At 70.8% G+C, this 26,651-nt stretch carries 26 protein-coding genes; 8 read left to right on the forward strand and 18 right to left on the reverse strand.

All coding sequences use genetic code 11. From position 1 onward, the window contains the following. Positions 1–216: 216 nt before the first annotated feature. Positions 217–1,503, reverse strand: a complete 1,287-nt coding sequence (locus QM582_RS03405; protein WP_415081763.1) for an MFS transporter — start codon at positions 1,501–1,503, stop codon at positions 217–219. Positions 1,504–1,601: 98 nt separating this feature from the next. Here QM582_RS03405 and QM582_RS03410 point away from each other — a divergent pair, with 98 nt between their 5' ends. After that, the gene (locus tag QM582_RS03410) at positions 1,602–2,177 is read left to right on the forward strand and encodes a protein-L-isoaspartate O-methyltransferase family protein (protein WP_415081765.1); all 576 of its coding nucleotides are present in this window, start codon (positions 1,602–1,604) and stop codon (positions 2,175–2,177) included. A gap of 286 nt (positions 2,178–2,463) precedes the next feature. On the opposite strand, the gene QM582_RS03415 is transcribed toward QM582_RS03410, so the two are convergent. Beyond that, the gene (locus QM582_RS03415; RefSeq protein WP_415081766.1) at positions 2,464–3,402 is read right to left on the reverse strand and encodes a DUF4097 family beta strand repeat-containing protein; all 939 of its coding nucleotides are present in this window, start codon (positions 3,400–3,402) and stop codon (positions 2,464–2,466) included. A gap of 9 nt (positions 3,403–3,411) precedes the next feature. Beyond that, positions 3,412–3,894, reverse strand: a complete 483-nt coding sequence (locus tag QM582_RS03420) for a toxin-antitoxin system HicB family antitoxin (protein WP_415081768.1) — start codon at positions 3,892–3,894, stop codon at positions 3,412–3,414. Between the two features lie 280 nt (positions 3,895–4,174). Here QM582_RS03420 and QM582_RS03425 point away from each other — a divergent pair, with 280 nt between their 5' ends. Beyond that, positions 4,175–4,666: a hypothetical protein gene (locus QM582_RS03425; RefSeq protein WP_415081769.1), complete on the forward strand. Its 492-nt coding sequence runs from the start codon at positions 4,175–4,177 to the stop codon at positions 4,664–4,666. Between the two features lie 577 nt (positions 4,667–5,243). Here QM582_RS03425 and QM582_RS03430 read toward each other — a convergent pair. The 5 genes from QM582_RS03430 to larC all read right to left on the reverse strand — a co-directional run bounded on the left by QM582_RS03430 (position 5,244) and on the right by larC (position 9,650). Beyond that, on the reverse strand, positions 5,244–6,623 hold the full coding sequence (locus tag QM582_RS03430) for a glycine--tRNA ligase (protein WP_415081772.1): 1,380 nt from the start codon (positions 6,621–6,623) through the stop codon (positions 5,244–5,246). 52 nt (positions 6,624–6,675) lie between these two features. After that, complete coding sequence (locus QM582_RS03435; protein ID WP_415081773.1) at positions 6,676–6,984, reverse strand: antibiotic biosynthesis monooxygenase family protein; 309 nt, start codon at positions 6,982–6,984, stop codon at positions 6,676–6,678. A gap of 4 nt (positions 6,985–6,988) precedes the next feature. Continuing rightward, positions 6,989–7,738 (reverse strand): DNA repair protein RecO, encoded by a 750-nt coding sequence (gene recO / locus QM582_RS03440; protein WP_415081775.1) that lies wholly within the window; start codon positions 7,736–7,738, stop codon positions 6,989–6,991. Between the two features lie 54 nt (positions 7,739–7,792). Further along, complete coding sequence (locus QM582_RS03445; protein ID WP_415081777.1) at positions 7,793–8,452, reverse strand: SIMPL domain-containing protein; 660 nt, start codon at positions 8,450–8,452, stop codon at positions 7,793–7,795. 337 nt (positions 8,453–8,789) lie between these two features. After that, positions 8,790–9,650, reverse strand: coding sequence for a nickel insertion protein (larC, locus tag QM582_RS03450; protein ID WP_415081779.1), 861 nt, complete (start codon positions 9,648–9,650; stop codon positions 8,790–8,792). Positions 9,651–9,730: 80 nt separating this feature from the next. Here larC and QM582_RS03455 point away from each other — a divergent pair, with 80 nt between their 5' ends. Next, entirely contained in the window at positions 9,731–10,513 is a 783-nt protein-coding gene (locus tag QM582_RS03455) for an isoprenyl transferase (protein WP_415081780.1), read from the forward strand. Between the two features lie 90 nt (positions 10,514–10,603). Here the strand turns inward: QM582_RS03455 and QM582_RS03460 are convergent, their stop codons facing one another. The 6 genes from QM582_RS03460 to leuA all read right to left on the reverse strand — a co-directional run bounded on the left by QM582_RS03460 (position 10,604) and on the right by leuA (position 16,120). Next, complete coding sequence (locus tag QM582_RS03460; RefSeq protein WP_415081782.1) at positions 10,604–11,026, reverse strand: PIN domain-containing protein; 423 nt, start codon at positions 11,024–11,026, stop codon at positions 10,604–10,606. After that, positions 11,010–11,252 (reverse strand): AbrB/MazE/SpoVT family DNA-binding domain-containing protein, encoded by a 243-nt coding sequence (locus tag QM582_RS03465; RefSeq protein ID WP_415081783.1) that lies wholly within the window; start codon positions 11,250–11,252, stop codon positions 11,010–11,012. The genes QM582_RS03460 and QM582_RS03465 overlap by 17 nt, the downstream gene beginning before the upstream one ends. A gap of 88 nt (positions 11,253–11,340) precedes the next feature. Next, positions 11,341–11,778: an Hsp20/alpha crystallin family protein gene (locus QM582_RS03470; protein ID WP_415081805.1), complete on the reverse strand. Its 438-nt coding sequence runs from the start codon at positions 11,776–11,778 to the stop codon at positions 11,341–11,343. Positions 11,779–12,006: 228 nt separating this feature from the next. Then, positions 12,007–13,431 (reverse strand): argininosuccinate synthase, encoded by a 1,425-nt coding sequence (argG, locus tag QM582_RS03475; protein ID WP_415081784.1) that lies wholly within the window; start codon positions 13,429–13,431, stop codon positions 12,007–12,009. A gap of 10 nt (positions 13,432–13,441) precedes the next feature. Continuing rightward, positions 13,442–14,113: a TetR/AcrR family transcriptional regulator gene (locus QM582_RS03480; RefSeq protein ID WP_415081786.1), complete on the reverse strand. Its 672-nt coding sequence runs from the start codon at positions 14,111–14,113 to the stop codon at positions 13,442–13,444. A 246-nt stretch (positions 14,114–14,359) separates the two neighbouring features. Continuing rightward, a complete protein-coding gene (gene leuA / locus QM582_RS03485; RefSeq protein WP_415081788.1) occupies positions 14,360–16,120 on the reverse strand; it encodes a 2-isopropylmalate synthase in 1,761 nt (586 codons plus the stop codon). A 259-nt stretch (positions 16,121–16,379) separates the two neighbouring features. On the opposite strand from leuA, the gene QM582_RS03490 reads away from it, so the two are divergent. After that, entirely contained in the window at positions 16,380–17,567 is a 1,188-nt protein-coding gene (locus QM582_RS03490) for a winged helix DNA-binding domain-containing protein (protein WP_415081790.1), read from the forward strand. On the opposite strand, the gene QM582_RS03495 is transcribed toward QM582_RS03490, so the two are convergent. Further along, the gene (locus QM582_RS03495) at positions 17,568–18,851 is read right to left on the reverse strand and encodes an FUSC family protein (RefSeq protein WP_415081791.1); all 1,284 of its coding nucleotides are present in this window, start codon (positions 18,849–18,851) and stop codon (positions 17,568–17,570) included. A 111-nt stretch (positions 18,852–18,962) separates the two neighbouring features. Between QM582_RS03495 and QM582_RS03500 the strand changes: the two genes are divergently transcribed. Beyond that, positions 18,963–20,204, forward strand: a complete 1,242-nt coding sequence (locus QM582_RS03500) for a S1C family serine protease (protein ID WP_415081793.1) — start codon at positions 18,963–18,965, stop codon at positions 20,202–20,204. 160 nt (positions 20,205–20,364) lie between these two features. Here QM582_RS03500 and allB read toward each other — a convergent pair whose 3' ends face one another. The 3 genes from allB to QM582_RS03515 are packed head-to-tail and all read right to left on the reverse strand — an operon-like array spanning position 20,365 to position 24,294. After that, positions 20,365–21,753, reverse strand: a complete 1,389-nt coding sequence (gene allB / locus QM582_RS03505; RefSeq protein ID WP_415081795.1) for an allantoinase AllB — start codon at positions 21,751–21,753, stop codon at positions 20,365–20,367. After that, positions 21,746–23,056 (reverse strand): allantoate amidohydrolase, encoded by a 1,311-nt coding sequence (locus QM582_RS03510; RefSeq protein ID WP_415081797.1) that lies wholly within the window; start codon positions 23,054–23,056, stop codon positions 21,746–21,748. Before QM582_RS03510 ends, allB begins: the two co-directional genes overlap by 8 nt. Next, positions 23,053–24,294 (reverse strand): pyridoxal-phosphate-dependent aminotransferase family protein, encoded by a 1,242-nt coding sequence (locus QM582_RS03515; protein ID WP_415081799.1) that lies wholly within the window; start codon positions 24,292–24,294, stop codon positions 23,053–23,055. The genes QM582_RS03510 and QM582_RS03515 overlap by 4 nt, the downstream gene beginning before the upstream one ends. A gap of 224 nt (positions 24,295–24,518) precedes the next feature. On the opposite strand from QM582_RS03515, the gene QM582_RS03520 reads away from it, so the two are divergent. The 3 genes from QM582_RS03520 to QM582_RS03530 all read left to right on the forward strand — a co-directional run. Further along, positions 24,519–25,232 carry a FadR/GntR family transcriptional regulator gene (locus QM582_RS03520; protein WP_415081801.1) on the forward strand — a complete coding sequence of 238 codons (714 nt, stop codon included), beginning with the start codon at positions 24,519–24,521 and terminating at the stop codon, positions 25,230–25,232. Further along, a complete protein-coding gene (locus QM582_RS03525) occupies positions 25,229–26,332 on the forward strand; it encodes an acetamidase/formamidase family protein (RefSeq protein WP_415081802.1) in 1,104 nt (367 codons plus the stop codon). The genes QM582_RS03520 and QM582_RS03525 overlap by 4 nt, the downstream gene beginning before the upstream one ends. Continuing rightward, on the forward strand, positions 26,325–26,651 hold a 327-nt coding region (locus tag QM582_RS03530; protein WP_415081803.1), incomplete at its 3' end, for an AtzH-like domain-containing protein. The genes QM582_RS03525 and QM582_RS03530, both read left to right, overlap by 8 nt.

Raw genomic sequence — 26,651 nt, forward strand, 5'->3', positions numbered from 1 at the left:
CCCGAACCCAGCGCTCGCCTAACTATTTGGGGCTCGCTGAATTCAGCGAGCCCCAAATAGTTAGGCGAGCGCGGAGGCGGGACGTGCGCGCGAGAGTGCGGTCCATCTGCGCGGGGATCGCAACCAGCAGTGCGAGGGCGCGCCGTCGGTCAGCAGCCGGCGCCGTCCTTCACCCGTCAACGCGGTCCGTCACCACTCGGCGCGGCCGGTCGGCGGTCAGCGTCCGGTCCCGACCTGCTCGGAGATCCGGTAGCGGATGAAGGCCGGGATGCCGATCGCGGCCAGCACCACGCCGACGATCACCAGGACGCCGCCGCCGGCGGTGGTCGCCGCCGTCCCCAGCGGCTCGGCCACCCAGCCGTGCAGGGTGTCGGCGATCCGCGGGCCACCCGCCACCACGACGATGAAGACGCCCTGCAGCCGTCCGCGCACCGCGTCGTCCGCGGCGGTCAGCAGCATGGACTGCCGGAACGCCGCCGAGGCCATGTCGGCCGCCCCACCGAACGCCAGCGCGGCGACCGCGACGATCAGCATCGCGGTCGGCAGCGAGGGCGCGAACCACACCGCGACACCGGTCACCACCACCGCCGCACCCCAGGCGATCACGCTCCAGACCACCGCCAGGCCCTGCCGGTCGACCCGGGACACCCAGCCCGAAAGCACCCCGCCGAGCACGGCGCCGGCCGGCATCGCGGCGAACAGCAGCGCGAACGCCAACCCACCCTCGGGCGGTCCGCCGAAGCTCTCGTGCGCGATCTGCGGGAACAGCGCGCGCGGCATGCCGAACACCATCGCGATGCCGTCGACCAGGAACGAGGTGAGCAGGATCGGGTGTCCGAGCAGGTAGCCCAGCCCGTCCAGCACCGACCGCAGTCCCGGAGTGCCCTTGCGCTCCAGCACCGGCAGCTTCGGCAGCCGCACCACCGCCCACAGCGTGGCCAGCAGGCAGAGCGTGTCGATCAAATAGAGCAGCGGGAAGCCGAAGACCGGGATCAGCGCCCCGCCGATCAGCGGCCCGGCGATCGCACCGGCGCTCATCACCGTCATGTTCAGCGAGTTCGCCGCGGGCAGCTGGTCGAGCGGGATCAGCGCCGGCAGCACCGCCGTCCGAGTGGGCTGGTTGACCGCGAAACAGGCCTGCTGCACCGCGTACACGATCAGCAGCAGCCAGACACTGCCCACGTTCATCTCGGCCAGCAGCCAGAACAGTCCGCTGGTCAGGATCAACCCCGCGGTGGTGACGATCAGCAGGGTCCGGCGGTCGAAGTGATCGGCCAGCGCGCCGCCCCAGAGCCCGAACACCACCAAGGGCACCAGCCCGAACAGGCCGGTGAGGCCCACCATCGCGGAACTGTTGGTGAGGCTGTAGATCTGCGCCGGCACCGCCACCACGGTGAGCTGTGCGCCGACCACGGTGATGATGTTCGCCAGCCACAGCCGCCGGAAGTCCGGCGACTGCAACGGGCGGGTGTCCGCCAGGAAGCCTCGCAGTCGTTCACGCACCGAGTCAGCCAACCACCACCGGGGACGGACGGCGCCGCGGTCTCGACGCGTGACCCGTTGCGGCTTGCGTGCGGCGTCCGGGCGAGCGACGCTGAATCGTGGACGTCGAACAGGGCCGGGTCGCGGCGGCGTTCCGCGCGGTCGACCGGGCCGCTTTCCTGCCCGCGTCGGTGCGTGGCCGGGCCGCGGTGGACGCCCCGCTGCCGATCGGCCACGGCGCCACCAATTCACAGCCCTGGACGGTCCGGTTCATGGTGGAACGGTTGCGGGTGCCGTCCGGGGCACGGGTGCTGGACGTGGGCAGCGGCTCCGGCTGGACCACCGCCCTGCTCGCCCGGTTGACCGGACCCACCGGCTCAGTGATCGGCGTCGAGGTGGTCCCCGAACTGGTCGAGTTCGGCCGCGCGAACCTCGCCGGCTTCGCGTTCCCGTGGGCTCGCGTGGAGCCCGCACTGCCCGGCGTCCTCGGGCTTCCGGACGCCGCACCGTTCGACCGCATCCTGGTCTCCGCGGACGCCGGCGTCATCCCCGCCGAGCTCGAACAGCAGCTCGCCATCGGCGGATGCATGGTGCTGCCCGCCGCCGGCGTGATGTGGACCGTCGTCCGCGACCAGGACGACTGGCGTCGCGAGGCCGATCCCGACCACCGGTTCGCCTTCGTCCCTCTGGTCTAGCGTTCATCGGGGACGGTTCTCCACGGTTGAAACTCGATCATCAGGGACGGTTCTGCACGGTTGAAACTCGCCGCACAGGGGACGGTTCTCAGGCTCAGGCTGGCCGGAGAACCGTCCCCAATGGCACGAAACTCGCACCTCGAGAACCGTCCCCAACCGGCGAGAACCGTCCCCAACCAGCGAGAACCGTCCCCGGTCGTTGAGTCAGGGGCACCCGCAGCAAGGATCGGGATCCGGGTCCGGAAGTCGGTGCCCGATCTCGATCCTTGCTCTGCCTATCGTCGCTTCAGCTGAGGCTGATGTCGCCGGTGCCGGTGCGGGCGATGATCTCGATGTGGTCCTGACCCTCGGCCGGCTCGCCGCGGCCACCGAGGCGGCTGCTGACGTCCCCGAGCGGGCTGCTCAGGTCTTGCCAGACCGGGATTCCGGGCGGCACGCTGACGATGATGTCGCCGGCGCCGGTGCGGGCCTGCCAGCGGCCACTGACCACGTGGGCGCTCACGTCCCCGGCGCCGGTGATGACTTCGGTGGCCCCGCGGCAGGAGTCCATCCGGACGTCGCCGCCGCCGGTGGACACCGAGACGTCCCCCTCGGTCCGTCCGACATAGATATCACCGCCCCCGGTCTTGACCGCACCGGACGCGATGGCGCCGACGTGCACGTCACCGCCGCCGCTGTGCAGGCGCCCCTCGCCAAGGCTGTCGATGCTGATGTCGCCGCCACCGGTGTCCAGATTTCCCTGGCCGGTCCGGACGGCGCGGATGTCTCCGCCGCCGGTGTGCACGACCGCGTCGCCTGCGTCGTCGAAGCGGACGTCGCCGCCTCCGGTGCGAGCCCGCAGCTCACCGCTGCGCCCGTCGATGACGATGTCGCCGCCACCCACCTTGAGGTCCAGGTCGGCACCCTCGGGCAGCAGCACGTCCAGCCGCAGCCGGACCGAGTTGCCGGCGCCGATGGTGAACCCGCCGAGCTGGAACGAAAACCCGAATCCGGACCCCTCGGACGCCCGCAACGCCGGGATGACCACGCTGATCTCCCGGCCCTCGCTGCGGGCCTGCACCTCGGCCAGGTCGACCGCGGCCTCGGCGGTCAGGGTGATGCTGGTCTGCCCGGGCCCGGCGGCGTGCCGGACGAAGATGTCGGCATGGTCGGCCTGAAGCCGCAGCCGGGGCAGTTCGTCGGTGCCGAACTCCCAGGTATGACGCGTGGTGGTGCCGGTGTTCATGATTCCTCCTCAGGCCCAGCCGGTGACCCGGCGGGACGAGTTGCGATGGTCGGTGTGGGGCGCCTGGGCGGCGCGGCGGACGGCCTGCACGATCCAGGTGTTGAGCGATTGATCGGCAGACTGTGCCAAGCCCTCGGCCCGGCGCTTGAGCTGTTCGGGCAGCCGGACGGTGACCCGTGCGACGCCGTCGTCCTCGGCCGGTCCGTCGGACCCCGCCGGGGCCGGGGCTGTCGGCGCCGGGGCGGGTGCGGCCTGCTCCTGCACGTCCAGCACCGGCTCGCGGCCGTCCATCCGGACGGTGATGACGGCCGTGCCCAGTTCACTGGTGAGTTGCGCCGCGGCGTCCGCCAGCAGCTGGGTCATGGCCAATCGCAGCGCGGGTTCGACCGCGACGGCCACCCGGGCGGTCAGTTCCCGGGTGGCGTCGTCTGCCAGCGCGGTGGCCTTCTCCAGGTCGGCCGCGACGGCTCCGAGATAGGGATTCAGATCCATGACACCATGGTGTCACCATAATGACGTCTATTCAAGTCACTCAGCGTCATAATGACGTCATATCGACGTCGGGCGGCGTTCGGCGATTCGCCGTCGGCGGCAATGCGCGCTGCTGGTGCCGTTCGGCGAAGGTCCTCCCGGGGAAGGGCGGCCTCAGCATGGCTGCCCGGCGAGGCTGACGAAGGAGTCATGCCGGAGCGGCCGGGGAGAACATGGCCGGGCGTCCCGCTGGGATCGAAAGACCCCGAAAACTGTCGTCGGATCGCACTAGGCTCGCGCCATGAGCTTCGTCGTGCACTTCGTGGCGGATGCCGCCTTGCCGGATTCGCCCGAGTCCCAGGACGACTCCGCCCATCCGTCCGTGCCACTGAGCGCCGAGGAGATCGCGACCTGGGAACGCCTGCATCCCGCGCTGATCGCACTGCTGCCGGCCGGTTCGCACGATGTCGCCGCGAATCGCTTCTCTCGTCAGTTGGTGCACGAACGCAGCGGGTTGCTGGTCACCTGGGCGCACGAGGATTACCAGGCGTCGCTGCCGTTCTGGTCGGTGAACGCCTCGGCCGACACCTTCGACGTGCTGGTGCGGGTCACCGAGGCGATCGAATCGGAGACCGGACTGGTCGGCGTGGACGAGATCAGCCGAGCCCGGTTCCTCGACCATCACGCCGAGGTGGCGGAGTCGTTCCGGGCGATCGCGGACGGCTTCGAGGAGGCGATGGACAGCCAGACCGTCCTGGGCTGGGTGCGCAACCTCTTCCACCGCCGCCACTGAAACCACTGACACCGACGTCCGTCCGACGAATGGCGGGTCCGGGAGCCACTGGCGCCCTGCAGAGCGGCACTGGCTCCCGATCACCTCAGCGAGCATGCCGCGAAACACGGAGAGCCGGGTCGTGGACGCTCCTCCTGAGTCCGTCGACCCGGCTCGATCCTGTCTTCACCGGGCAACAGGTTCCCCCGCCGTCGTCGCGTCCCCCCCGAATCACGATGCCGGCCCTGTCGCCTGGTGGCTTGCGCCCCCGCACAAGAAGAACTCTGCCGGACCAGCCTCAACGCCTTGTCGGCACGACCTCAACAGCAGCCCGGGTTCGGCTGGGGAACTCCCGGCCGGTCGACGAGTCCACCGGGATCGCTGGGGAGGCCTCCTGGAGACGGCTGCTGGAGACGGCTGCTGGAGGACGAGGACTGTCGCTGGTGGTTGAGGGAGGGTGCGCTCCGCCAGGGACGCGCCGGCTCCCCATCGGTCTGATCCGCTCACCTGACCCGAAAGTGGGACGAAAGGAACCGTCCCCGGCGTCCCACCTGGGACGGGGGGACCGTCCGCCGACCGAACCGGCCGGCGGACGCCGTCAGCAGCCGATCAGGCGCTGCGCCAGGTAGCCCTGCACCTGGTCGAGCGCCACTCGCTCCTGGGTCATGGTGTCCCGCTCGCGGACGGTGACCGCCTGGTCGTCCAGGGTGTCGAAGTCGACGGTGACGCAGAACGGGGTGCCGATCTCGTCCTGGCGGCGGTAGCGGCGTCCGATCGCCTGGGCGTCGTCGAACTCGATGTTCCAGTAACGGCGCAGCGACGCGGCCAGGTCGCGGGCGGCCGGCGACAGCCGCTCGTTGCGGGACAGCGGCAGCACCGCGACCTTGACCGGGGCCAGCCGCGGGTCAAGCTTGAGCACCACCCGGGTGTCGACGCCACCCTTGGTGTTGGGCGCCTGATCCTCGGTGTACGACTCGACCAGGAACGCCATCAGCGACCGGGTCAGGCCCGCCGCCGGCTCGATCACGTACGGCAGGTAGCGCTTGCCCTGGGCCTGGTCGAAGTACGACAGGTCGGTGCCGGAGTGCTTCGAGTGCGTGCCGAGGTCGAAGTCGGTCCGGTTGGCGATGCCCTCCAGCTCACCCCAGCCGTCGCCGCCGGCGAAGCCGAAGTTGTACTCGATGTCGACGGTCCGCTTCGAGTAGTGCGACAGCTTCTCCTTCGGGTGCTCGTAGTGCCGCAGGTTGCCGGGGTCGATGCCGAGATCGGTGTACCAGTCGGTGCGGGCATCGATCCAGTGCTGGTGCCACTCCTCGTCGGTGCCCGGCTCGACGAAGAACTCCATCTCCATCTGCTCGAACTCGCGGGTGCGGAAGATGAAGTTGCCCGGGGTGATCTCGTTGCGGAAGCTCTTGCCGACCTGGCCGATGCCGAACGGCACCTTCACCCGGGCGGAGTTCTCCACGTTCTTGAAGTTCACGAAGATGCCCTGCGCGGTCTCCGGACGCAGGTAGTGCAGCCCGGACTCGTCCTCGATCACACCGAGGTAGGTCTTCAGCATCATGTTGAAGTCGCGGGGCTGGGTGAACCGGCCCAGGGTGCCGCACTCGGGGCAGTTGATCTCTTCCAGCCCGGACGGTGCGCGTCCCTTCTTGTGCTCGAAGTTCTCCTCCAGCTGGTCGGCCCGGAACCGCTTGTGGCAGCTCAGGCACTCGGTCAGCGGGTCGGAGAACACCCCGACGTGCCCGGACGCCACCCACACCTGCCGCGGCAGGATGATCGAGGAGTCGATGCCGACCACGTCGTCGCGGCCCTGCACCACGGCCTTCCACCACTGCCGCTTGATGTTCTCCTTGAGCTCCACGCCGTAGGGGCCGTAGTCCCAGGCCGCTCGGGTGCCGCCGTAGATCTCGCCGCAGGGGTAGACGAACCCCCGCCGCTTGCACAGGCTGATGACGTTGTCGAGCCGACTGGCCACGAGAAACTCCTTGTGAGTCGATGCATGCCCGGCTGGCACGCAAGGGACAACGTTACCGTGAACGGGGCAGGTTCTCCCCCACCTCGGCCGGACGGTCGTAGGCGCCGGGCTCGTCGATCGCCGCCGACAGCAGCGGCACCAGCACCAGCTTGGCGGTGTAGCCGTTGAACGAGCGCCGGTAGTCGCCGACGGTGCGCCAGCGGGTGACCAGGCACCACAGGTCGGGCTCGTCGAGGTTGCGGACGAGTTCGGCGTCCAGATTGCCGGCGCAGCCGGCCAGGAACTCCAGGGCCTGCTCGGTCATCGCCAGGAAGGACGTCTGGTCGGCGTCCGCGACCCGGAACCGGTTGATCGCCAGCATCGGCTCAGACCCCCTGCCGGTCGACGTGCGCCAGGGAACGCAGCCCGCGCTCCAGGTGCCAGTTCACAAAGGCGCTGACCAGCCCGCTGGCCTGCCGCTGGGTGCGCGGGTCGACCTCGCGGGTGGCCGGCCAGTCGCCGGTCAGCAGCGCGGCCAGGTAGTCGAGCACCGCCCGCGGCGGCAGCGCCGACGCCGGTGGACGGCAGCGCCGGCAGACCATCCCGCCGGCCTGCGGGTTGAACGCCTCGTGCGGACCGGGCGTGCCGCACTTGGCGCAGTCCGACAGGCTGGGCGCCCAGCCGGCGACCGCGACCGCCCGGAGCAGGTAGGCGTCCATGATCATGGTGGCCGGACGCCGCCCGTCGCCGGTGCCGTGGGCCAGCGCGTTCAGCGCCCCGACCAGCAGCAGGAATTGCTGCAGCGACGGCTCGCGCTCTTCGGCGACCAGCCGGTCGGCGGTCTCCAGGATCACCTGACCGCTGGTGTAGGCGGTGTAGTCGCCGCCCAGAGGCTCGGTGTAGGCGTGCAGGGTGACCGCCTGGGTGACCACGTCGAGCGTCCGTCCGGTGGCGAACTGGGCGTCGATGTGGCTGAACGGCTCCAGCCGTCCGCCGAACTTCGAGGTGGTCCGTCGGACGCCCTTGGCGACCGCCCGGATCTTCCCGTTGTGCCGGGACAGCAGGGTGACGATCCGGTCGGCCTCCCCCAGCTTGTGGGTGCGCAGCACGACCGCTTCATCGCGATAGGTGGGCACGGTTCATTCTCGCCGATCAACGCCGCCACGTCCGCGCGCAACCCCGGGCACGGCTCAACCGGTGATGAACCGGGCCTGCACCAGACCGGCCACGGTCAGGTCCTCCGGACGGATCTCGATGCCGGCCAGTTCCTCGCCGCCCATAGCCGAGCGGGCCATCGCGTACGGCGCGGCCGCCGCGAAGGTCTCGGCCCTGGCCCGGTCGCCGAGCAGCCCGGGATCGGCCAGCTGGACGAAGGTGACGGTGTTCTCGCCGGCGGCGCGGGCCATCACCAGCGCCCGCTCCTTGGCCTGCTGGACGGCTCGGGTCAGGCAGACCTCGTCCAGGGCGCGGCGGGTGTCGTCGGTGAGCCGCCACTCGACGCGCTCGAACTCCAGGTTGTCGCCGGCACCGAACTGCGCGGCCAGGTCGGCCAGCGCGACGAAGTCGGTGAAGTCGGCCCGCAACGCCGCGTCGGCACGAAAGATCGGCGGCTGCTGCCGGCCCCTGGACATCGGACGCCACGACGAGGTGCTGATCGGACGCACCACGACCTCGCCGACGGCACCCGACGTCTGCAGCCGCTGCAACTCGGCGCTGAGCCGGTTCACCGCGTCCGTCGCGGCCCGCAGCACCTCGTTCTTGCTGCCGCCCTCGGCTCGCGCCCAGGCGTGCAGCCGCGCGATCTCGGGCCGGACGGTCTCCTCGTGTGAACCCTGGACGCTGATCTCCATCGCCGCTCCCTTCCGCCGTCGAGCCTAGTGGCGCCCGAAAGCTGGTTGAGTGTGTCGAACCCGGTGGCCGGTCCTGGTCTCGACCGACGATCGGCGTTCCATGCCGTCCGGCGACAGCCTCGGACGGTGGGTTGGCTACCGTCGAGGCGTGGTGAGGGACGCGGTCGACGGCTTCGCGGCGATCTTCCAGGCAGAGGCCGGCTGCGTGCCGACGGCGTCCCCTATCGGCTCGGACCGACCCCGCAACTCGCCGACCGGAGGGCCGGGTCGATGCTGGCCGGCCGTGCCCGCGCGTCGATCACCGCGCTCGCCGCGTTCCGCCCCGGACGTCCGCGGTTCAGCCGAGCAGCACCCGGACCACGTTCGGACGCCCCGGGACGTCCCGGCCGCCGGCACCGACACCGACCCGCAGCAGCGCCATCGGTGGACGTGTCGCGCACGCCTCCGCGAAGCAGCGCAGCAGGGCGGTTCCGGTGGGTGTCGCCAGTTCGCCCAGCCCGCGTCCGTCGACCACCGGGGCGGGTTCCTCGGTGAGCATGCCGGCGTCGTCGCTGACCGCGCCCAGCGGCAGGTGGGCATCGTCCCGGTCCGCCGGACGCGGCGGCTGATCGGCCGCCGGCAACAGGTCGGTGGTGGGCGCATCGGGCTCGGCGGGGTTCACCACCGGCCAACCGCGGACCAGTTCGGCCACGGCCGGAACGGGCACCGGCAGATCGCCGCGCGACGTCCGGATCCGGCCGGACCCGACCGCCAGCGGCGACGCCGTCACCGACTCCACGCCGAGCAGCCGCAGCGCCTCGCAGTCGCCGACCACGTCGGTGAGCACGTCCAGGGCGGCGACCTCCTGCAGCGAGATCGCCTCCGGCTCGATCCGATAGGCCCGGGCGCAGCTCTCGCCCCACAGCTGCAGCACCTGCAGCGCCCGGTCCTTGGTCGGCCGCGGCAGCACCGCGCGCCGTACCTGGTCGCAGAGCTGGGGCCAGGTCTGGTGGGCATGCCGGTCGGCCGCGACGTCGACGTGGATCTTCATCGCCGGCAGCCCGGCGCGCAGCACCCGCTCGCAGCGCAGCCGGATCCGCGGACCGGCGACCGCGCGAACGGCTGCCTGCACAGCGTCCAGGTCGGCGCCGGCGTCCACCAGCGCCCCCATCAGCATGTCGCCGGCGACCCCGGCGGTGACGTCCAACCATGCCTGCACGCCGGCCATCATGACCGATCGGACCGGTTTCGGCGCCGCGCATCCAGCGACGGTCGGCGGCCGCGGGTAGTCTGCGGGACGTGCCGAAGCCCGTCCGTCCGCCGATCCCCCACCCCAGCGGCGCCCGTCCCCCGCAACTGCCGCGCAAGGCGGTCCCGCAGCATGTAGCGATCGTGATGGACGGCAACGGACGCTGGGCGAAGGCCCGCAACCTGCCGCGCACCGAGGGCCATGCCCGTGGCGAGGACTCGCTGTTCGACGTCATCGAGGGCGCCATCGAGGTCGGGCTGAAGTACCTGTCGGCGTACGCGTTCTCCACCGAGAACTGGCGCCGCTCCCCCGACGAGGTGCGCTGGCTGATGGGCTTCAACCGGGACGTGATCCATCGCCGCCGCGATCAGCTGGACGCGATGGGCGTCCGGATCCGCTGGGCGGGTCGGCGTCCGAAGCTGTGGCGTTCGGTGATCCGCGAACTGGAGGAGGCCGAGGAGCAGAGCCGGGACAACACCGTCCTCACCCTGCAATTCTGCGTCAACTACGGCGGCCGCGCCGAGATCGTGGACGCCGCCCGCGCCATCGCCAAGGCCGCCCAGGCCGGACGCCTCGACCCCGACCACCTGACCGAGAAGTCGTTCCGGAAGTTCCTGGACGAGCCGGACATTCCGGACGTGGACCTGTTCATCCGCTCCTCCGGTGAGCAGCGGACGTCCAACTTCCTGCTCTGGCAGTCCGCCTATGCCGAGATGGTCTTCCTCGACCGGCTCTGGCCCGACTTCGACCGCCGTGACCTGTGGCGGGCGATCGAGCTCTACGCCTCCCGGGACCGGCGCTACGGCGGCGCCGCCCCGAACGTCATCGCCTGAGGACCGCAGGCGGTACGGCCGGGGACGGTTCCTTTCGTCCCACTTTTTTTTGGGGGGGGAGGCGGGCCAGCCCCACCTATCCATGCAGGCTCAGCGCACCCAATCCACCTGGACGTCCAGCGCACGATAGACGGACGCGGCTCGCACGTCGCAGCTGAGCAGCGACAGCCGGTGCTCGGCCGCGGCGGCGGCCACGAGTGCGTCGTAGACGGCACCGCCGCCGATGCCCTGTCCGGCACATCGCTCGATGATGCCGCTCGACGCCTCGGGAGACAGATGCCGAGTGTGGGGAAACACGGTCCGGATCAGTCCGGACGCGGCAGCGCGACTCACCCGTTTCGGTGCCGGCAGCCTGGTCAGCACCGAGTAGGTCTCGAACTCGGCGTGCCCGGCAAGGCCGAGGCGTCGTCCGCGTACGGCCTGACGCACCGCTTGGTGGGCGACGTGGTTGGGGTCGAGCAGCGCGACGGCCGCGCTGGTGTCGAGCAGCAGAGGTTCATCGCTGGTCGGCAAGGCGCAACTCCCGGATGTCGTCGGCGGTGACCGCGGCGCCGGTTGGCGGCAACGTCGGAATGCCGTCGACCAGCGGCAGGTCATCCAGACCCAGCCCCGCGCCGGACGTGAGCCGCAGCGCATCACCGTCGACGGTGATTTCGACCTCACCCGGGGCCAGTCCGATCTGCTGCCGCAGCGACTTCGGAATCACCACCCGACCCGCACTATCGATGGTCGTCTTCATACCATGAAAGTACCATCGCGATGGCAAGAGACGCCGAGCGGCCCGGCCGGGAGCATCCCGACCGGGCCGGATTCGGCTGTTGCCGGGCTCAGCCCTCGTCGACCGAACCCTCGATCTGGGTTGCGGTGCCGGTGTGCGCCACCGTGATCTTGCGCGGCTTGGCCTCCTCTGCGACCGGGATGGTCAGGGTCAGGACGCCGTCGCGGTAGTCGGCGGCGATCTTATCCAGGGCGACCCCGTAGCCCAGGGTCAACTGCCGGGCGAAGGTGCCGGCCGGACGCTCGCGGACCAGCCAGCGCTGCTCGCCCTCGACGGCGTCGCTCTTGCGCTCGGCGCGGATGGTGAGGGTGCGCTCGTCGACGTCCACGTCGATGCTCGCCGGATCGACGCCGGGCAGGTCGAGTCGCGCCACGAAGCTGTCGCCGGCCTTGTACAGGTCCATCGCCATCGCGGCGCTGGCCGGCGTCCGGGCGACGTCGGAGAACCAACGATCGAGGTCGCGGAACGGGTCGAAGGTGCGTGCCATGGTCACATCACTCCTTTGCACTGATCTGGCACTGTGCGGTTTCACATCCGGTTCAACCGGTTCGCCGATCAGTATATTCCAGAGTTGAGCGTGCGGGACTCAACTCGGTTGCCCACCCCCGACACCGAGCGCTCGCCAATCAATTTAGCGCGCGCTGAGTTCAGCGAGCGCTAAATATTTAGGCGAGCGGCGGGAAGGAGGGACCGGACGAACCGGACCCGAGACGGGTCAGTCGGCGCCGGTCTCCATGCTGCCCCGCTGGGTGGACAGCTCGATGTCGGTGTCCACCACGGTGGCCTCGATCTCGGTGATGCCGCGGGCGGCGCCCTCCTCGAGTTCGCCGACCAGGGACGACACCGCGCCGCCGACCAGGCCGAGGTGGGCGTACTGCTCCAGCCGGGTGCGGGAGTCGGCGATGTCCAGATTCCGCATGGTGAGCTGGCCGATCCGGTCGACCGGGCCGAAGGCGGCGTCCCCGACCTTCTCCATGGACAGCTTCTCCGGGTGGTACGACAGCGCCGGACCGGAGGTGTCCAGCAGCGAGTAGTCGTCGCCGCGACGCAGCCGGACGGTCACCGACCCGGTCACCGCCGAGCCGACCCAGCGCTGCAGCGACTCCCGCAGCATCAGCGACTGCGGATCGAGCCAGCGGCCCTCGTACATCAGCCGGCCCAGCTTGCGGCCCTCGGCGTGGTAGTTGGCCAGGGTGTCCTCGTTGTGAATGGCGTTCAGCAGCCGCTCGTAGGCGATGTGCAGCAGCGCCATCCCGGGGGCCTCGTAGATGCCACGACTCTTGGCCTCGATGATCCGGTTCTCGATCTGGTCGGACATGCCGAGCCCGTGCCGTCCGCCGATCGCGTTCGCCTCGCGGACCAGCGCCACCGCATCGGCGAAGGTCTGCCCGTTGATCGACACCGGACGGCCCTGCTCGAAAGCGATGGTGACGTCCTCGGTGGCGATCTCCACGGCCGGGTCCCAGAACCGGACGCCCATGATCGGATCGACGATCTCGATGCTGGCGTCCAGCGACTCCAGGTCCTTGGCCTCGTGAGTGGCACCCCAGATGTTGGCGTCGGTGGAGTACGCCTTCTCCTTGGAATCCCGGTACGGCAGGCCGCGTTCGGTCAGCCACTGGCTCATCTCGGCGCGGCCACCGAGCTCGGTCACGAAGGCGTGGTCGAGCCACGGCTTGTAGATCCGCAGCCGGGGGTTCGCCAACAGTCCGTAGCGGTAGAACCGCTCGATGTCGTTGCCCTTGTAGGTGGAGCCGTCGCCCCAGATCCAGACGTCGTCGTCGCGCATCGCCCGGACCAGCATGGTGCCGGTGACGGCGCGTCCGATCGGGGTGGTGTTGAAGTAGGTACGGCCTGCCGAGCGGATGTGGAACGCCCCGCAGACCAGGGCCACCAGGCCCTCCTCCACCATCGCCGCCGTGCAGTCGACCATCCGGAAGATCTCGGCGCCGTACTCGCCGGCGCGGCCCGGCACCGAATCGATGTCGGGCTCGTCGTACTGACCCAGATTCGCCGTGTAGGTGCAGGGAATCGACCCCTTCTCACGCATCCAGGCCACGGCCACCGAGGTGTCCAGACCGCCGGAGAAGGCGAGGCCGACGCGCTCGCCGATGGGAAGTTCCGTCAAGACCTTGGGCATGAACCCGATCCTAGGGGCCGGTGGCTTCGCCCGATGACACAGTCTCACCGGCCTGCCGGCGTCCGAACGCCGCCCAGGAGCGTTGCCCGGCCGGGGTCAGGATCCGGTCCGCGACGGCCTCTACCGCCAGGGCCAGCGCGGAGTCCAGCGCCGACAGCGGGATCGTCGGGAAGGAGACGGCCAGGGACGCATACCCGTGGGTCACCCCCCACAGCGTGAGGGTGAGCAGCCGGACGTCCTGGGGCACGACCAGCCCCTCGTTGATCGCGGTCTGGATGTTCCCGGCCATCGCACGCAGGCTGGGATCGGAGACCACCCCATCGCCGCTCATCACGGCCTGCCGGCCGGAGCCCATGAACAGCACCCGATAGAGGGCCGGATGCTCGCTGGCCCAGTGCAGCAAGGTCTGTCCCCGCCGTGCCAACCGAGCCAGGGAACCGCCGGCAACGTCGGCGACCCCCTCTTCGATCACATCGGCGAGCTTGCCGAACTCGACGTCACAGGCCTGCCGCAGCAGGTCGGTCTTCGTCGGGAAGTAGTAGTACAACGCCGGCGGCGTGCACCCCACTCGTTCGACGACCGCATCGATCGACACAGATTCGACCTCGCCGGTATCGATCAACAACTCGATGACCGTATCGAGAATTTCCCGTCGCAGTTGCCCGCGCGGACGACGCGCCACTTCGTCCCCTTTGGTAGTTGTGGTCGAACTACCTCACGCCGGACGGGGTGACCGGGGGGGTGCCAACCGAAGAATAGAACTATCAAAGATTCCTAGCTCTCATCAAGTTCCCCCGTGGGTTACACCCGAAAAGGTGGGTAAGGGCCCGGACAGCCTTTCGCCGTCCCGAGACGCGAACGTCCCGGGACGGCGAGAGGCATACGGTACACAGAGGGCAGAATCCCGGGCGGGAAACCGCGACGACTATCAGTCGACCGTTCTGGCGGCCCGATTGATGGCGCCGATGACCGCCTTCTGGGCGGCGGTGGCGATCGACTCGTGCATTCCGACGCCCCACAGCACCCGGGTGTCGTCGCCGTGCCCGATCTCGGTCTCCACGTAGGCCACCGCGACCGCGTCCGTTCCCGAGGACAACGCGTGCGAGGTGTAGTCCAGCACTCGGACTTCGTAGCCCAGGATGCTGACCGCGTCCGCGAAGGCGTCGAGCGCCCCGTTGCCCTCGCCGACCAGGGTCTTCTCCACGCCCTTGACCCGAACCTTCGCCGTCACCGTGTAGCGGCCGCCGTTGCTGATGTCGGGCACGCTGACCAGCTCCAGCGGCTCGGCGTCGCTCAGGTACTCGGCCGAGAAGAAGTCCCACATCTGATCCGGAGTGACCTCGCCGCCCTCGGCGTCGGTGTGCTGCTGGACGACCCGGCTGAACTCCATCTGCAGCCGCCGCGGCAGCTCCATGTGGTGCTCGGACTTCATGATGTAGGCCATCCCGCCCTTGCCGGACTGGCTGTTCACCCGGATCACCGCCTCATAGCTGCGGCCCACGTCGTGCGGATCGATCGGCAGGTACGGCGCCTCCCAGGGAATCTCGTGAATCCCCTTGTGCTCGGCGGCGGCCTGGTTGGCCAGCGCCTCCAGCCCCTTCTTGATGGCGTCCTGGTGGGAGCCCGAGAAGGCGGTGTAGACCAGGTCCCCCGCGTACGGGTGGCGCGGATGGACCGGCAGGTTGGTGCAGTACTCGACGGTGCGACGGATCTCGTCGATGTCGGAGAAGTCGATCTGCGGGTCGATGCCCTGGCTGAACAGGTTCATGCCCAGGGTCACCAGGCATACGTTCCCCGTTCGCTCGCCATGACCGAACAGGCATCCTTCGACGCGGTCCGCGCCGGCCATGATGCCCAGTTCGGTCGCCGCCACCGCCGTGCCGCGATCGTTGTGCGGGTGCAGCGAGATCGCCACGTTCTCCCGGTTGCGGACCTGCCGGCAGAAGTACTCGATCTGGTCGGCGTAGGTGTTCGGCGTGGAGCGCTCGACGGTGGCCGGCAAATTCAGGATGATCTCACGGCCATCGGACGGCTGCCAGACGTCCATGACCGCGTTGCACACCTCCAGCGCGTAGTCGGTCGGAGTCTGGGTGAAGATCTCCGGCGAGTACTGATAACCGAACTCGACGTCGCCCAGATTCTGCTCGGCGTATTTCATCACCAACTCGGTCCCCCGGGTGGCCAGCGCGATGCACTGTGCCTCGTCGATGCCGAATACCACCCGCCGGAATAATTCCGCGGTCGCGTTGTACAGGTGGATGGTCGCCCGCTGCGCCCCGATCAGGGACTGGGCGGTGCGTTCGACCAGGTCCTCACGGGCTTGGGTCAGGACGCTGATGGTGACGTCGTCGGGGATGTGGCCGCCGACGATCAGATTCCGGACGAAATCGAAATCAGTCTGAGAGGCCGAGGGGAAGCCCACCTCGATCTCCTTGTATCCCATCTTCACCAGCAGGTCGAACATCTTCTTCTTGCGGGAAGGGGTCATCGGGTCGATCAGCGCCTGGTTGCCGTCGCGCAGGTCGGTGGAGAGCCAGCGTGGCGCCTTGGTGATCTTGTTGGCCGGCCAGCTGCGGTCGGGCAGGTCGACGGGCACGAACGGGGTGTACCGGTTGACCGGCATCGGGGACGGCAGCTGGACCGGCTTGGGCTGGACGCGCGTCCCGAATTGATTGACGGTGGTGGTCATTGAGGATCCTCGGCGGTTTCGATGGGGTTCAGGCGCGTGAGAACTCTCCGCAACGAGGAAGCCTGAAGCTAGATCGAGGCCTCGCTGCGGCAGCCAAGGATGAGGCTGAACCATGACACGACTGACACCTTACCCACACGGCGCGCGATTGGTCGAGCGGGATCGCCGGTCGAACTCTTCTGACCTTCCGGTTCCGTTCTGGTTGGTTGCGTTGGGTGCCGCGAACTCTTCTGTCGGTGGCATCGGGCAGGATGCGGGCATGCGGTTCCCCGATTCGGCGCGGCGGGCTCGGCTGGCCCGGCGACACGCCCTGCACCCCGATCACCGGCTGGACGACCCGACACAGGTGGCCCGGGCGCTGGGCGCGCTGCACGCCACCGAGCCGCCGACGGTGCACCTGGGCGTCGCGGCCCGGATGCACGATCCGGAGGTGGCGGTGGTGGAGCGGGCGCTGTACGGCGAGCGGACGCTGGTCAAACAGCTGGCCATGCGCCGCACCCTGTTCGCCTTCCCGGTCGAGGCACTGCCCGCGGTCTGGGGCAGCGCGTCCGAACGGGTCGCCGTCCAGCAACGGGCCCAGCTGATCCGTGAGCTGGAACGGCACGGGGTCACCGAGGACGGCGCTCGCTGGGTCGACCGGGCCCGTGCCGCCGTGCTGGACCGGCTGGCCGGCGGGGTAGAACTCTCCGCCCGGCAGCTGCGCGAGGAGCTGCCCGAGCTGCACGGCCTGATGAGGGGCGCGCCGGGATCGCGCTGGGGTGTCGCCGACGTCCACTTCGCGCCCCGGCTGCTCACCCTGCTCGGCGCCGAGCACAGCATCGTCCGCGCCACCAACGACGGCCACTGGCGAACCTCCCGGCCGCGTTGGACGCGGACCGACAGCTGGCTGGACGCGGTGCCCGAGCCCCTGTCGCCGGACGCCGGCTACGCCGCACTAGTGCGCTCGTGGCTGGCCGGGTTCGGGCCCGGCACCGAGGCCGACCTGGTCTGGTGGCTGGGCGCCACCAAGACCGCGGTGCGGGCCGCGCTGGCCGCCGTCGAGGCCGTCCCGGTCACCCTCGACTCGGGCGCCACCGGCTACCTGCTGCCCGGGGACGATCTGGTCGACGAGGAGCCCGGACGCCGCTGGGCCGCGTTGCTGCCGACCCTCGACCCCACCGTGATGGGCTGGCGGGAACGCGACTTCTACCTGGCGCCGGAACTCGTCCCACACCTGTTCGACAGCAACGGCAACGGCGGCACCACGGCCTGGATCGACGGCCGGGTGGTGGGCTGCTGGGTGCAGGACGAGCACGCCCGGGTGCTGGTGCTCCCCTGCGCCCCGCTGCGCACCGCCGACCGCGACCTGCTGGAGGCCGAGGCGGAGCGGCTGACCGCCTTCCTGGACGGGGTGGTGATCAGCAACATCTACAAATCGCGGATGATGAAGGGCGAGCCGCTGCCCTGATCAGCTCTTGCCCAGGTCGTCCGAACCCCAGATCGCGGAGCCCTCGTCACCGGTCAGCGCCGCCCCGGAGCGGATCTCCGGGCCGGTGTCGGGCAGGTGGCTGCGCGCCTGGTCGCGGGACATCCCGGTCAGCTGCAGCAGGTCGATGGCGACCGAGCGCATCACCGACAGCAGCACGCTGCGCCGCCAGTCGGTCACCTGGGCCGCATGCGGGGCGCAGCCGGCGGCCAGTTCGATCGCCCGCCGGCGGGCCAGGTAGGGCTGATGCCAGTTCCGCACCGACCCGGACAGCGCGTGCAGGGTGGCCGCCGCCTCGTCGATCAGCTGCCCGACATCGGGCAGCGCGCCGTGCTCGTCCACCACGCCGCGGCCCTGGCGCAGCAGCAACTCCGCGGTGTGCAGCGTCCGGATGCTCAGCTCCAGCTGCCGGCTGAGCTCGTCGATCTGCGGCCGGCGGCGGCGCAGCGTCGGGGTCAGCCCGACGATGTCGGCCGACGACTTCAGCACCGTGCGGGTGTCGTCCACGATCTGCTGGACGCCGCGGAGCTGCGCGTGGGCGTCCCGCAGCCGCTCCTTGTTCGCGCTGCGCAGGCCTTCGGCCACCATGGCGTAGCCGGTCGCCAGCTCGTTGAGCAGATCGGCCACGTAGCGCAGCGGCCGGCGGATCACGTCCCCGGGGAAGAGCAGGGTGAACAGCAGCGCGATGCCGGCGCCGATCAGCGCGTCCAGCAGCCGCGACGGCCCGGCTCCGGTCATCTGGCTCAGCATGGTCCCCATGCCGATCACCACCATGGCGTTCACCCCAGCCTGAATGGTGAACAGGTCGCCGCTGTCCAGCACTCGGCCGATCACGGCGCCGACCAGCAGCCCGAGCGCCAACTGCCAGCCGCCGGCGCCCAGCCCGTACAGGATCAGCTCGCCGATACCGACCCCGATGGCCGTGCCGGCGCCGATCTCGAGCACCTTGCGGGGCACCCGGTTGTAGGTGAAGCCGAGGCAGATCCAGGCCGCGATCGGAGCGAAGAACGGGGTCGGATGGCCGAGCAGGTAGTGCGCCACCAGATAGGCGACCCAGGCCGCCACGCTGGCGGTCAGGATCGGCAGCAGCGAGCCGCGGACCCGGCGTCCGCCCTGACGAAGGCGGAGTTCGGCGAGCACCAGCCAGCGCCGGAAGTCCAGCCGGTTCCAGGCGTCCTCGGCCAGCGAGGTGACGTTGGAGGTGACGTTCGCCGCCAGCTCGGCCGCCCGCCGCAGCGGGTCGGGGCCGTGCTGGGGGTCGGTCACCCGGCAACTCTATGCCCGGGCAGATGCTGCCCGGCGGGCCGTCCGAGGTGCACATCGACCACACCGCCGACCCACAGGATGCTCACAGCATCCGGGCACAGGCTCAAGGACATGAGCAGCTGGCAGACCCCACAGAACCCGCGTCCGGACGAACGGACGTGGACCGCACCTCAGCCCTCCACGGGAGGGCACGCACCCGGGAATGTCTTCGGCGCCCCCGCGGCGGGAACCGCCGTCAGCCGGACGCCGAAGCGCTCCCGAGCAGCCATGTTCCTCGCCTCCACCGCCCTGGCCGCGGTGGTCGGCGCCGGCGCCGGTGTCGGCGGCTATGCGCTGCTCGGACCGGCCGGTTCCCAGGCTTCCGGCACGGTCAGCGCGGTGCCGGTGGCGCAGCCGTCCACCCTGGACGGCTCGATCACCGCGGCCGCCGCGAAGATCTCGCCGTCGGTGGTCACCATCACGGTGCGCAGCGGTCGCAGCGGCAGCATCGGCAGCGGCGTCGTGCTGGACAGCGCCGGGCACATCTTGACCAACGACCACGTCGTCTCCGAGACCAGTGGCTCCACCAATCCCACCAGCACCGGCAGCTCCGCAGGCAGCATCACCGTCACCTTCGAGGACGGCAGCACCGCGAACGCCACCGTGGTCGGCACCTCGGCGAACAACGACCTGGCGGTGATCAAGGTCAGCGGCGTGAAGGCCGACCTGCTCAAGCCGGCCACCTTCGCCACCTCGTCCTCGGTCGTGGTCGGGCAGTCGGTGGTGGCCGTCGGCGCCCCGCTCGGGCTGAGCGAGACGGTGACCAGCGGAATCGTCTCGGCGACCGCCCGTCCGGTTCGCTCCGGCACCACCGGCAACGCCGTGTACCAGGCCGTCCAGACCGACGCCGCGATCAACCCGGGCAACTCGGGCGGGCCGCTGGTCAACCTGAACGGCCAGGTGATCGGCATCAACGCCTCCGGCGCCACCCTCTCCAACGGCTCCGAGCAGTCCGGCAACATCGGACTCGGCTTCGCCATCCCGGCCGACGTGGCGGTGCGGGTGGCCAACGACCTGATCGAGCACGGCACGGCGGCGGACGCCACCCTGGGCGTCAACCTGCAGGCCGACGACTCCTCCACCGACACCACCTCGGAGGGAGTCACCCTGGCCGGGGTCACCGACGGCGGCCCGGCCCAGTCCGCCGGACTGCGCACCGGCGACGTGGTCACCGCGGTGGACGGCGTGAACACCACCACCGCCGACGGGCTGATCGCGGCGATCCGGTTCCACGCCCCGGGCGCCACCGTCACCGTCCGCTACGAACGCGACGGCAAGGCCGGCACCGCCCAGGTCACCCTGGGTTCCCGCTGACCGCGCCACCCCACCGACCGACCGAACCAACCACTCGCCCGACCGACCGCATACCGGGTATCCCCCTCCCTATTCATCTGTGCCCTCCCGTATACGGGAGGGCACAGATGAATAGGGAGGGCCTTGTCGGGCGGTTCGGACTCAGGGGCAGCTGTTCGAGTCAGCCGGCCCGGGAGAGCAGGCGTCCGGACGGCTCGGCCAGGTCGAAACCGTCGAAGACGGTGTGCCCGGCGATCACCGTCCGGCTGACGCTGCCGGAGAGCACCCGGCCGGTGTAGGCGGTGAGCTTGTTGCGGTGCGCCAGCCGGCTGCCGTCGATCGCGATCCGGCGTCCGGGCTCGTACCAGATCAGGTCGGCTGCGGCACCGACCTCGATCCGGCCCTTGCCGGTCAGCCCGGCCACCCGGGCCGGACCCGCCGACATCCATTCGCTGACCTGGGCCACCCCGATGCCGCGCTCGGCGGCGGCGTCCACCATCGAACCGAAGGTGACCTGCAGGCTGGACACCCCGCCCCAGGCCTGGGCCAGGTCGCCGCCGCCCTTGGTCTTCTCCTCGACCGTGGATGGGGAATGGTCCGACACCACGCAGTCCAGGACGCCGGCCTGCAGCCCCTGCCACAGCTCCCGCTGGTTCCCGGGATCCCGGATCGGCGGGCAGCATTTGAACTCGGCGGCCCCGTCCGGGACATTCTCGGAGTCGAAGATCAGGTAGTGGGGGCAGGTTTCCGCGGTCACCGGCAGGCCCTCGGCCCGGGCCGCCGCGATCGGTTCCAGGGCCAGCGCGCTGCTGACGTGCAGGATGTGCGCCCGGGTGCCGTGCCGCCGCACCTGCTCGATCACCGTCTCGACGGCGCGCACCTCGGCCTCCGGCGGACGCGAGTCGACGAAGTCGGCGTAGCGCCGGCTGGACCAGGGCGGGATCGAGCCGAGCACACCGGGATCTTCGGCGTGCACGATCATCAGCCCGCCGAAACCGGCCACCTCGGCCATCGCGGCACCGAACGCGGCACCCTCCAGCGGTGGGAACTCGGGGACGCCGGAGTCGACCAGGAAGCACTTGAAGCCGTAGACGCCCTGCTCCCAGAGCTCCTCCAGCCGGCCCCGATTGCTCGGCACCGCGCCGCCCCACAGGCCGACGTCCACGAAGATCTTGTCGGCGGCCACCGCCCGCTTCACCGCCAGCGCGTCGCTGTCCACGGTCGGCGGGATGGAGTTCAGCGGCATGTCCACGATGGTCGCGATACCGCCGTAGGCGGCCGCCTCGGTGGCGCTGGCGAAACCCTCCCAGGCGGTCCGCCCGGGCTCGTTGACGTGGACGTGGCAGTCCACGTTGGCCGGCAGCAGCAGCACCTCGGCCGGCACGTTGATCACCAGCGCGCCGGTGGCGGCGTGCCCGGCGTCCAGGTGGGCGTCCCGGTCCAGCGCGGCGGCCAGTTCGGCGCCGGTGCGGACCGCGGTGATCAGGCCGGTGTCGGTGTCCACCTCGACGTCGGCCGGGACCAGCTCGGAGCCGATCAGGGTCTGGCGGGCCCGGAAGACCTTACGCATCGGCACTCCGATCGGTGGTTGGCCGATCGGCGGTCAGCACGGTGCGGGTGGCGGCGGCGAAGGCCTCCACGGCGAGCGCGACGTCCCAGGGCGTGACCGCCTCGGCCGGCGCGTGCGAGATGCCGTCCTCGCAGCGGATGAACAGCATCCCGATGTCGGTCACGTCGGCCATCACCATCGCGTCGTGACCCGCCCTGCTGTACAGCATCGGCACCTCCTCGGCTTCCGGATCGGCCACCGCCACGGCGTCCGCGATCGCCTGCCGCAGCCAGCCGGCGCAGGCCACGGCGCGGGCCCGGTGCTCCTCCACCCAGTGGAACTCCAGATTGCGTTCCTGGCAGACGCCGGTGATGGTGTCCAGGATCTCGGCCCAGCCGGCGTCCCGCTCGGCGTCGGTCTCGGCGCGCAGGTCGAGGCTGAACTCGACCCGTCCGGGCACCACGTTGACCGCGCCCGGGTAGGCGTGAATCTCGCCGACGGTGCCGATGATGTCGCGCCGCCGGGCGATCGATTCGATGGCCAGCACGGCGAAGCTGGCCCCGACCAGGGCGTCCCGGCGCCGGTCGTAGGGGGTGCCGCCGGCGTGCCGGGCCTCGCCGGTGACGCTGAGCGCGAACCGGCGGGCTCCGGCGATCGAGGTGACCACCCCGAGCGGACGTCCGTACGCCTCCAGCAGCGGGCCCTGCTCGATGTGCGCCTCCAGGTAGGCCACCAGTTCGTCGGGACGCCGGGCCGCCTGCCGCACCCGGGCCGGGTCGAGACCGAAGTCGCGGAAGGCCTGCCGCAGCGTGGTGCCCTGGACGTCGGTCTGGTCGAGCCACTCGTCGCGCCAGTTGCCCGCCACGGCGTTGCTGCCCAGCAGCGCCGAGCCGAACCGGGCGCCCTCCTCGTCGGAGAACGCCACCACTTCCAGCGCGCAGGGCATGCCGGGCATCGCGTCGCGCAGCAGGTCGACCACCTCAATCGCCAGCATCACGCCGAGCGGACCGTCGTAGCGGCCGGCGTCCGGGACGGTGTCGATGTGCGAGCCCAGCATCACCGCCGGCAGGCCGGGGCTGCTGCCCTCGATCCGGCCGACCAGGTTGCCGCCGGCATCGATCCGGGTCTGCAGCCCGGCCTCGGTCATCCAGCGTCCGACCAGGGCGTTCGCCCAGGCGTGCTGCGAGGTCAGGTGGAAGCGGTGGATGCTGCCCTTGACGGCGCTGAGCGCGGCCAGTTCGTCGCAGCGGTCGTAGGCGCGGCGTCCGGCCCGCAGCATCGTCTCCCGGTCGAGCACCGGATCGACCGACGCCTCTGCCCTCATCGGGCGTACACCTCCTTGGCCGCGGCTACGCCGGCGCCGGGGGTCGGGTTGGTGCCGGCGGCGCGCAGCACATGCTCCAGCGCGGCCAGGGTGAGCAGCACGGTGTCGTGGCGGGCGTTGTAGCCCATCGTCCCGATCCGCCACACCTTGCCGTGCAGCGGGCCGAAGGACGTGCCGATCTCGATCGCGAAGTCGCGCAGCAGGCCGGCCCGGACGGCGTCGCCGTTCACCCCGTCCGGGATGTACACGGCGACCACGTTGTGCATCGTGTGCCGCTGGTCGCCGAACAGCTCCAGGCCGAGCGCGACCAGGCCGGCGGTCATCGCCGCACCGTGCAGCGCGTGCCGGGCGATGGCGGCGTCCATGCCCTCGGCGAGCAGCAGCCGGGCGCATTCCCGGGCGCCGTAGAGCATCGAGGTGGCCTCGGTGTGGTGGTTCAGCCGGCGCGGACCCCAGTAGTCCAGGATCATCCCGAGGTCGAAGTAGTTGGACGCGATCCGGGTGCCGGTGGCCTCGTCGTCGTCCTCGCGGATGCCGGCCTCGATGTGCCGGCGGCCGCGGATCACCGCGACGGCGGCGTCCGACAGGCTGACCGGCGAGCTTCCGGACGGCCCGCCCAGGCATTTCTGCAGGCCGGCGGAGGCGGCGTCCAGGCCCCAGGCATCCATCTCGAACGGGTTGCCGCCCAGCGAGGCGGTGATGTCAGAGTAGAACAGCACGCCGCGCGCGCGGCACAGTGCGCCGAGCTCGGCCAGCGGCTGGCACATCGTGGTGGAGGTGTCGCCCTGGACGATGGCCAGCAGCTTGGGCCGCACCCGGTCCAGCGCGGCCTCGATCTCCTCGGGAGTGAAGACGGTGCCCCATTCCCGCTCCACGGTGTGCACCTCGGCGCCACAGCGCTCGGCGATCTCGGCCAGCAGGTGACCGAACCGGCCGAACACCGGCACCAGCACCCGGTCGCCGGGAGCCAGCAGCGACACCAGGATCGCCTCGATCCCGGCCCGCGAGGTGCCGTCGACCAGCAGTGTGGCGTCGTTGGCGGTGCGGAAGACGCCGCGGTAGAGCTGCTGGGTCTCGGCCATGTAGCCGGTCATCGCCGGGTCGTACTGGCCCACCAGCCCGGCCGACATCGCCCGCAGCACACGCGGGTCGGCGTTGATCGGGCCCGGCCCCATCAGCAGCCGGTGCGGCGGATCGATCTCGGGGGCGCTCACGCGATCGTCGCGGGACGTCGGCACAACGAACCTCCTTCGGGTTCCCGGAACCATGGTCCCGGTCTCGTGGGGACGCGCCGTTGCGACCGTGTTACGGGCCCGTTTCAGCAACGCCCACGTCCGGGGAGCCGGCTCGGTGCGCTACAGTCGAGGCACTTGGTCCGACCAACATACCAATGCCGATCCGAAGCGCAAACCCGTCCCAGAACCGGTGACGGCGTGCCCCGGAACCGGTAGAAGGGGCAGCCATGGAACTGACCGTGCAGCGTCCGCGCACCATCAGCGGGGACGTCGCCGCCCGCCTGGAGCGGCACATCACCGACGACCTCGCGCCGGGCGACAAGCTGCCGCCGGAACGCGAGCTGTGCAGCACCCTGGGGGTGTCCCGGGCCACCCTGCGGGAGGCGCTGCGGGCGCTCGAGGACCGCCGGCTGATCGAACGGCGTCCGGGACGCGGCACCGTGGTCTGCGCCCCGCCCGACCCGCAGTTGAAGCTGGCCTTCACCCCGTTCGCCGAGAACGATCCGGACGAGTTCGCCCAGGCCGCCGAGCTGCGCCGGCTGGTCGAGCCGCGGGTCGCCGAGCTGGCCGCGCAGCGGGCCACCGACCTCGACCTGGCCCAGCTGGACGACATCCTGCGGCAGAGCCACGCCGGGCTGACCGCCGAGGAGTCGCTGCGGCTGGACGTCGAGTTCCACCGGCGGCTGGCGGTCGCCACCGGCAACCCGTTCCTGGTCGGGGTGTGCGAGGCGATGAACGGCCTGGTGCACGACGTCCGGCTGCGCTCGCACTGGGCCCGGGAGGGACGGCGCAACTCCATCGAGGGCCACCAACGGCTCTACGCCGCACTGGCCGGCCGCGATCCGGAGGCGGCCCGGCAGGCCATGGACGCCCACCTCGCCGAGGTCGGCGAGCTGATCGCCGGGCTGGACGAGCTGCTGCGGTCGGAGCCGGAACTGTGACCGCGCTGGCGCAGGGGGTCACCGGGCCGGTGCTGCAGTGCGGCGTCGGCGAGCTGCCCGGCGAGCACTACCTGAGCGCGGACCTCGGTCACCTGATCTGGGGGCGGCTGCCCTGCGGCGCGGACGCCACCGTGCTGAGCGTGGCGCCTGGGGAGACCGTGACCATCGACACGCTGTCCCACGAGGGGGTGCTGGAGGACCAGGGCCGCGACCCGATCGCGTTCTTCGGACGCCACGGCGTCCGGCCCGATCAGGTGCTCGCCGAGGCCATCGACCTGGCCGGCTCGGGGCGTCCGCACGACCCGGCGGTGGACGGCCCGCACCTGGTCACCGGCCCGATCGAGGTGCGCGGCGCCCGGCCCGGCGACCTGCTCGCCATCACCGTGCTGCGACTGGACCGGCGCGTCCCCTACGGGGTCATCTCGAACCGCCACGGACGCGGCGCGCTGCCCGGCGAGATGCCTAGTGAACCAGGCAATGTCAGCGTCTTCACGCCGGTGGTCGAGACCGCCGACGGAGCGTTCGGCGAGCTGCCGTTGACCGAGGGCGGGCCCGGCGCGGTGCGCTTCGCGCTGCGCCCGTTCCTGGGGGTGATGGGGGTGGCTGCTGCTGGCGACGTCCGTCCGCACTCGGTGCCGCCCGGACCGCACGGCGGCAACCTGGACATCAACCTGCTGGTCGAGGGCTCGACGCTCTACCTGCCGGTGCAGGTGCCCGGCGCCGGCGCCTACGTCGGCGATCCGCACTTCGCGCAGGGCGACGGCGAGGTGGCGCTGACCGCGCTGGAGGCGTCGCTGCGGGCAACCGTTCGCTTCGACGTGGTGCCGGCCGGCGAGGCGGTGCGGCTGTTCGGCGCCGAGCTGGCGCCGGTGGCCGAAACCCGCGAGTTCCTGATCCCGACCGGGCTGGACGCCGACCTGGACGTCGCCGCCGCGAACTGCGTGCGGGCCGCGCTCGGCCTGCTGCAGGCCCGCTACGGGATGGAGCGGCACCTGGCCTACGCCTACCTGAGCGCCGCCACCGACTTCAACATCTCCCAGGTGGTCGATCTGGTCAAAGGCGTGCACGCTCGGATCAGGAAGGCGGACTTCGGTGAGTGACACCCCTAGCCAACCATCGGTCAGCGGGTCCGCGCCGGCGCTGGTCGAGTTCGTCGAGACCCTCCGGTCCGCGCTCCCCGACGCACCCGCCGGCCTGCTCGAGGCGTTCGCCGGCTATGAACTCGCCCTGGGCGCCGACGATCTCGCCGCGATGGACGAGTTGTTCGCCGACTCCCCCGACACGCTGCGCGGCGACCCCGGCGGGCTGCTGGTCGGGCACACCGCCATCCACGACTTCCGGGCGGTGCGGCGCGGCGCTCCGCCGCGCCGACTGGCCGAGGTGCGGGTCTACCCGCTGGCCCCGGACGCCGCCGCGATC

Origin of the sequence: Micropruina sp. (assembly GCF_047607385.1) — a bacterium.
GTDB lineage: Bacteria > Actinomycetota > Actinomycetes > Propionibacteriales > Propionibacteriaceae > Micropruina.

What these genes read in the sequence shown, in the direction of transcription:
- allB (WP_415081795.1), bottom strand. Translation starts at nt 21,753, where the DNA reads ATGCGTAAGGTCTTCCGGGCCCGCCAGACCCTGATCGGCTCCGAGCTG.
- QM582_RS03520 (WP_415081801.1), top strand. Translation starts at nt 24,519, where the DNA reads ATGGAACTGACCGTGCAGCGTCCGCGCACCATCAGCGGGGACGTCGCC.
- QM582_RS03420 (WP_415081768.1), bottom strand. Translation starts at nt 3,894, where the DNA reads ATGGATCTGAATCCCTATCTCGGAGCCGTCGCGGCCGACCTGGAGAAG.
- leuA (WP_415081788.1), bottom strand. Translation starts at nt 16,120, where the DNA reads ATGACCACCACCGTCAATCAATTCGGGACGCGCGTCCAGCCCAAGCCG.
- QM582_RS03425 (WP_415081769.1), top strand. Translation starts at nt 4,175, where the DNA reads ATGAGCTTCGTCGTGCACTTCGTGGCGGATGCCGCCTTGCCGGATTCG.
- QM582_RS03415 (WP_415081766.1), bottom strand. Translation starts at nt 3,402, where the DNA reads ATGAACACCGGCACCACCACGCGTCATACCTGGGAGTTCGGCACCGAC.
- QM582_RS03445 (WP_415081777.1), bottom strand. Translation starts at nt 8,452, where the DNA reads ATGGAGATCAGCGTCCAGGGTTCACACGAGGAGACCGTCCGGCCCGAG.
- argG (WP_415081784.1), bottom strand. Translation starts at nt 13,431, where the DNA reads ATGCCCAAGGTCTTGACGGAACTTCCCATCGGCGAGCGCGTCGGCCTC.
- QM582_RS03500 (WP_415081793.1), top strand. Translation starts at nt 18,963, where the DNA reads ATGAGCAGCTGGCAGACCCCACAGAACCCGCGTCCGGACGAACGGACG.
- QM582_RS03435 (WP_415081773.1), bottom strand. Translation starts at nt 6,984, where the DNA reads ATGCTGGCGATCAACCGGTTCCGGGTCGCGGACGCCGACCAGACGTCC.
- QM582_RS03470 (WP_415081805.1), bottom strand. Translation starts at nt 11,778, where the DNA reads ATGGCACGCACCTTCGACCCGTTCCGCGACCTCGATCGTTGGTTCTCC.
- QM582_RS03490 (WP_415081790.1), top strand. Translation starts at nt 16,380, where the DNA reads ATGCGGTTCCCCGATTCGGCGCGGCGGGCTCGGCTGGCCCGGCGACAC.
- QM582_RS03510 (WP_415081797.1), bottom strand. Translation starts at nt 23,056, where the DNA reads ATGAGGGCAGAGGCGTCGGTCGATCCGGTGCTCGACCGGGAGACGATG.
- QM582_RS03465 (WP_415081783.1), bottom strand. Translation starts at nt 11,252, where the DNA reads ATGAAGACGACCATCGATAGTGCGGGTCGGGTGGTGATTCCGAAGTCG.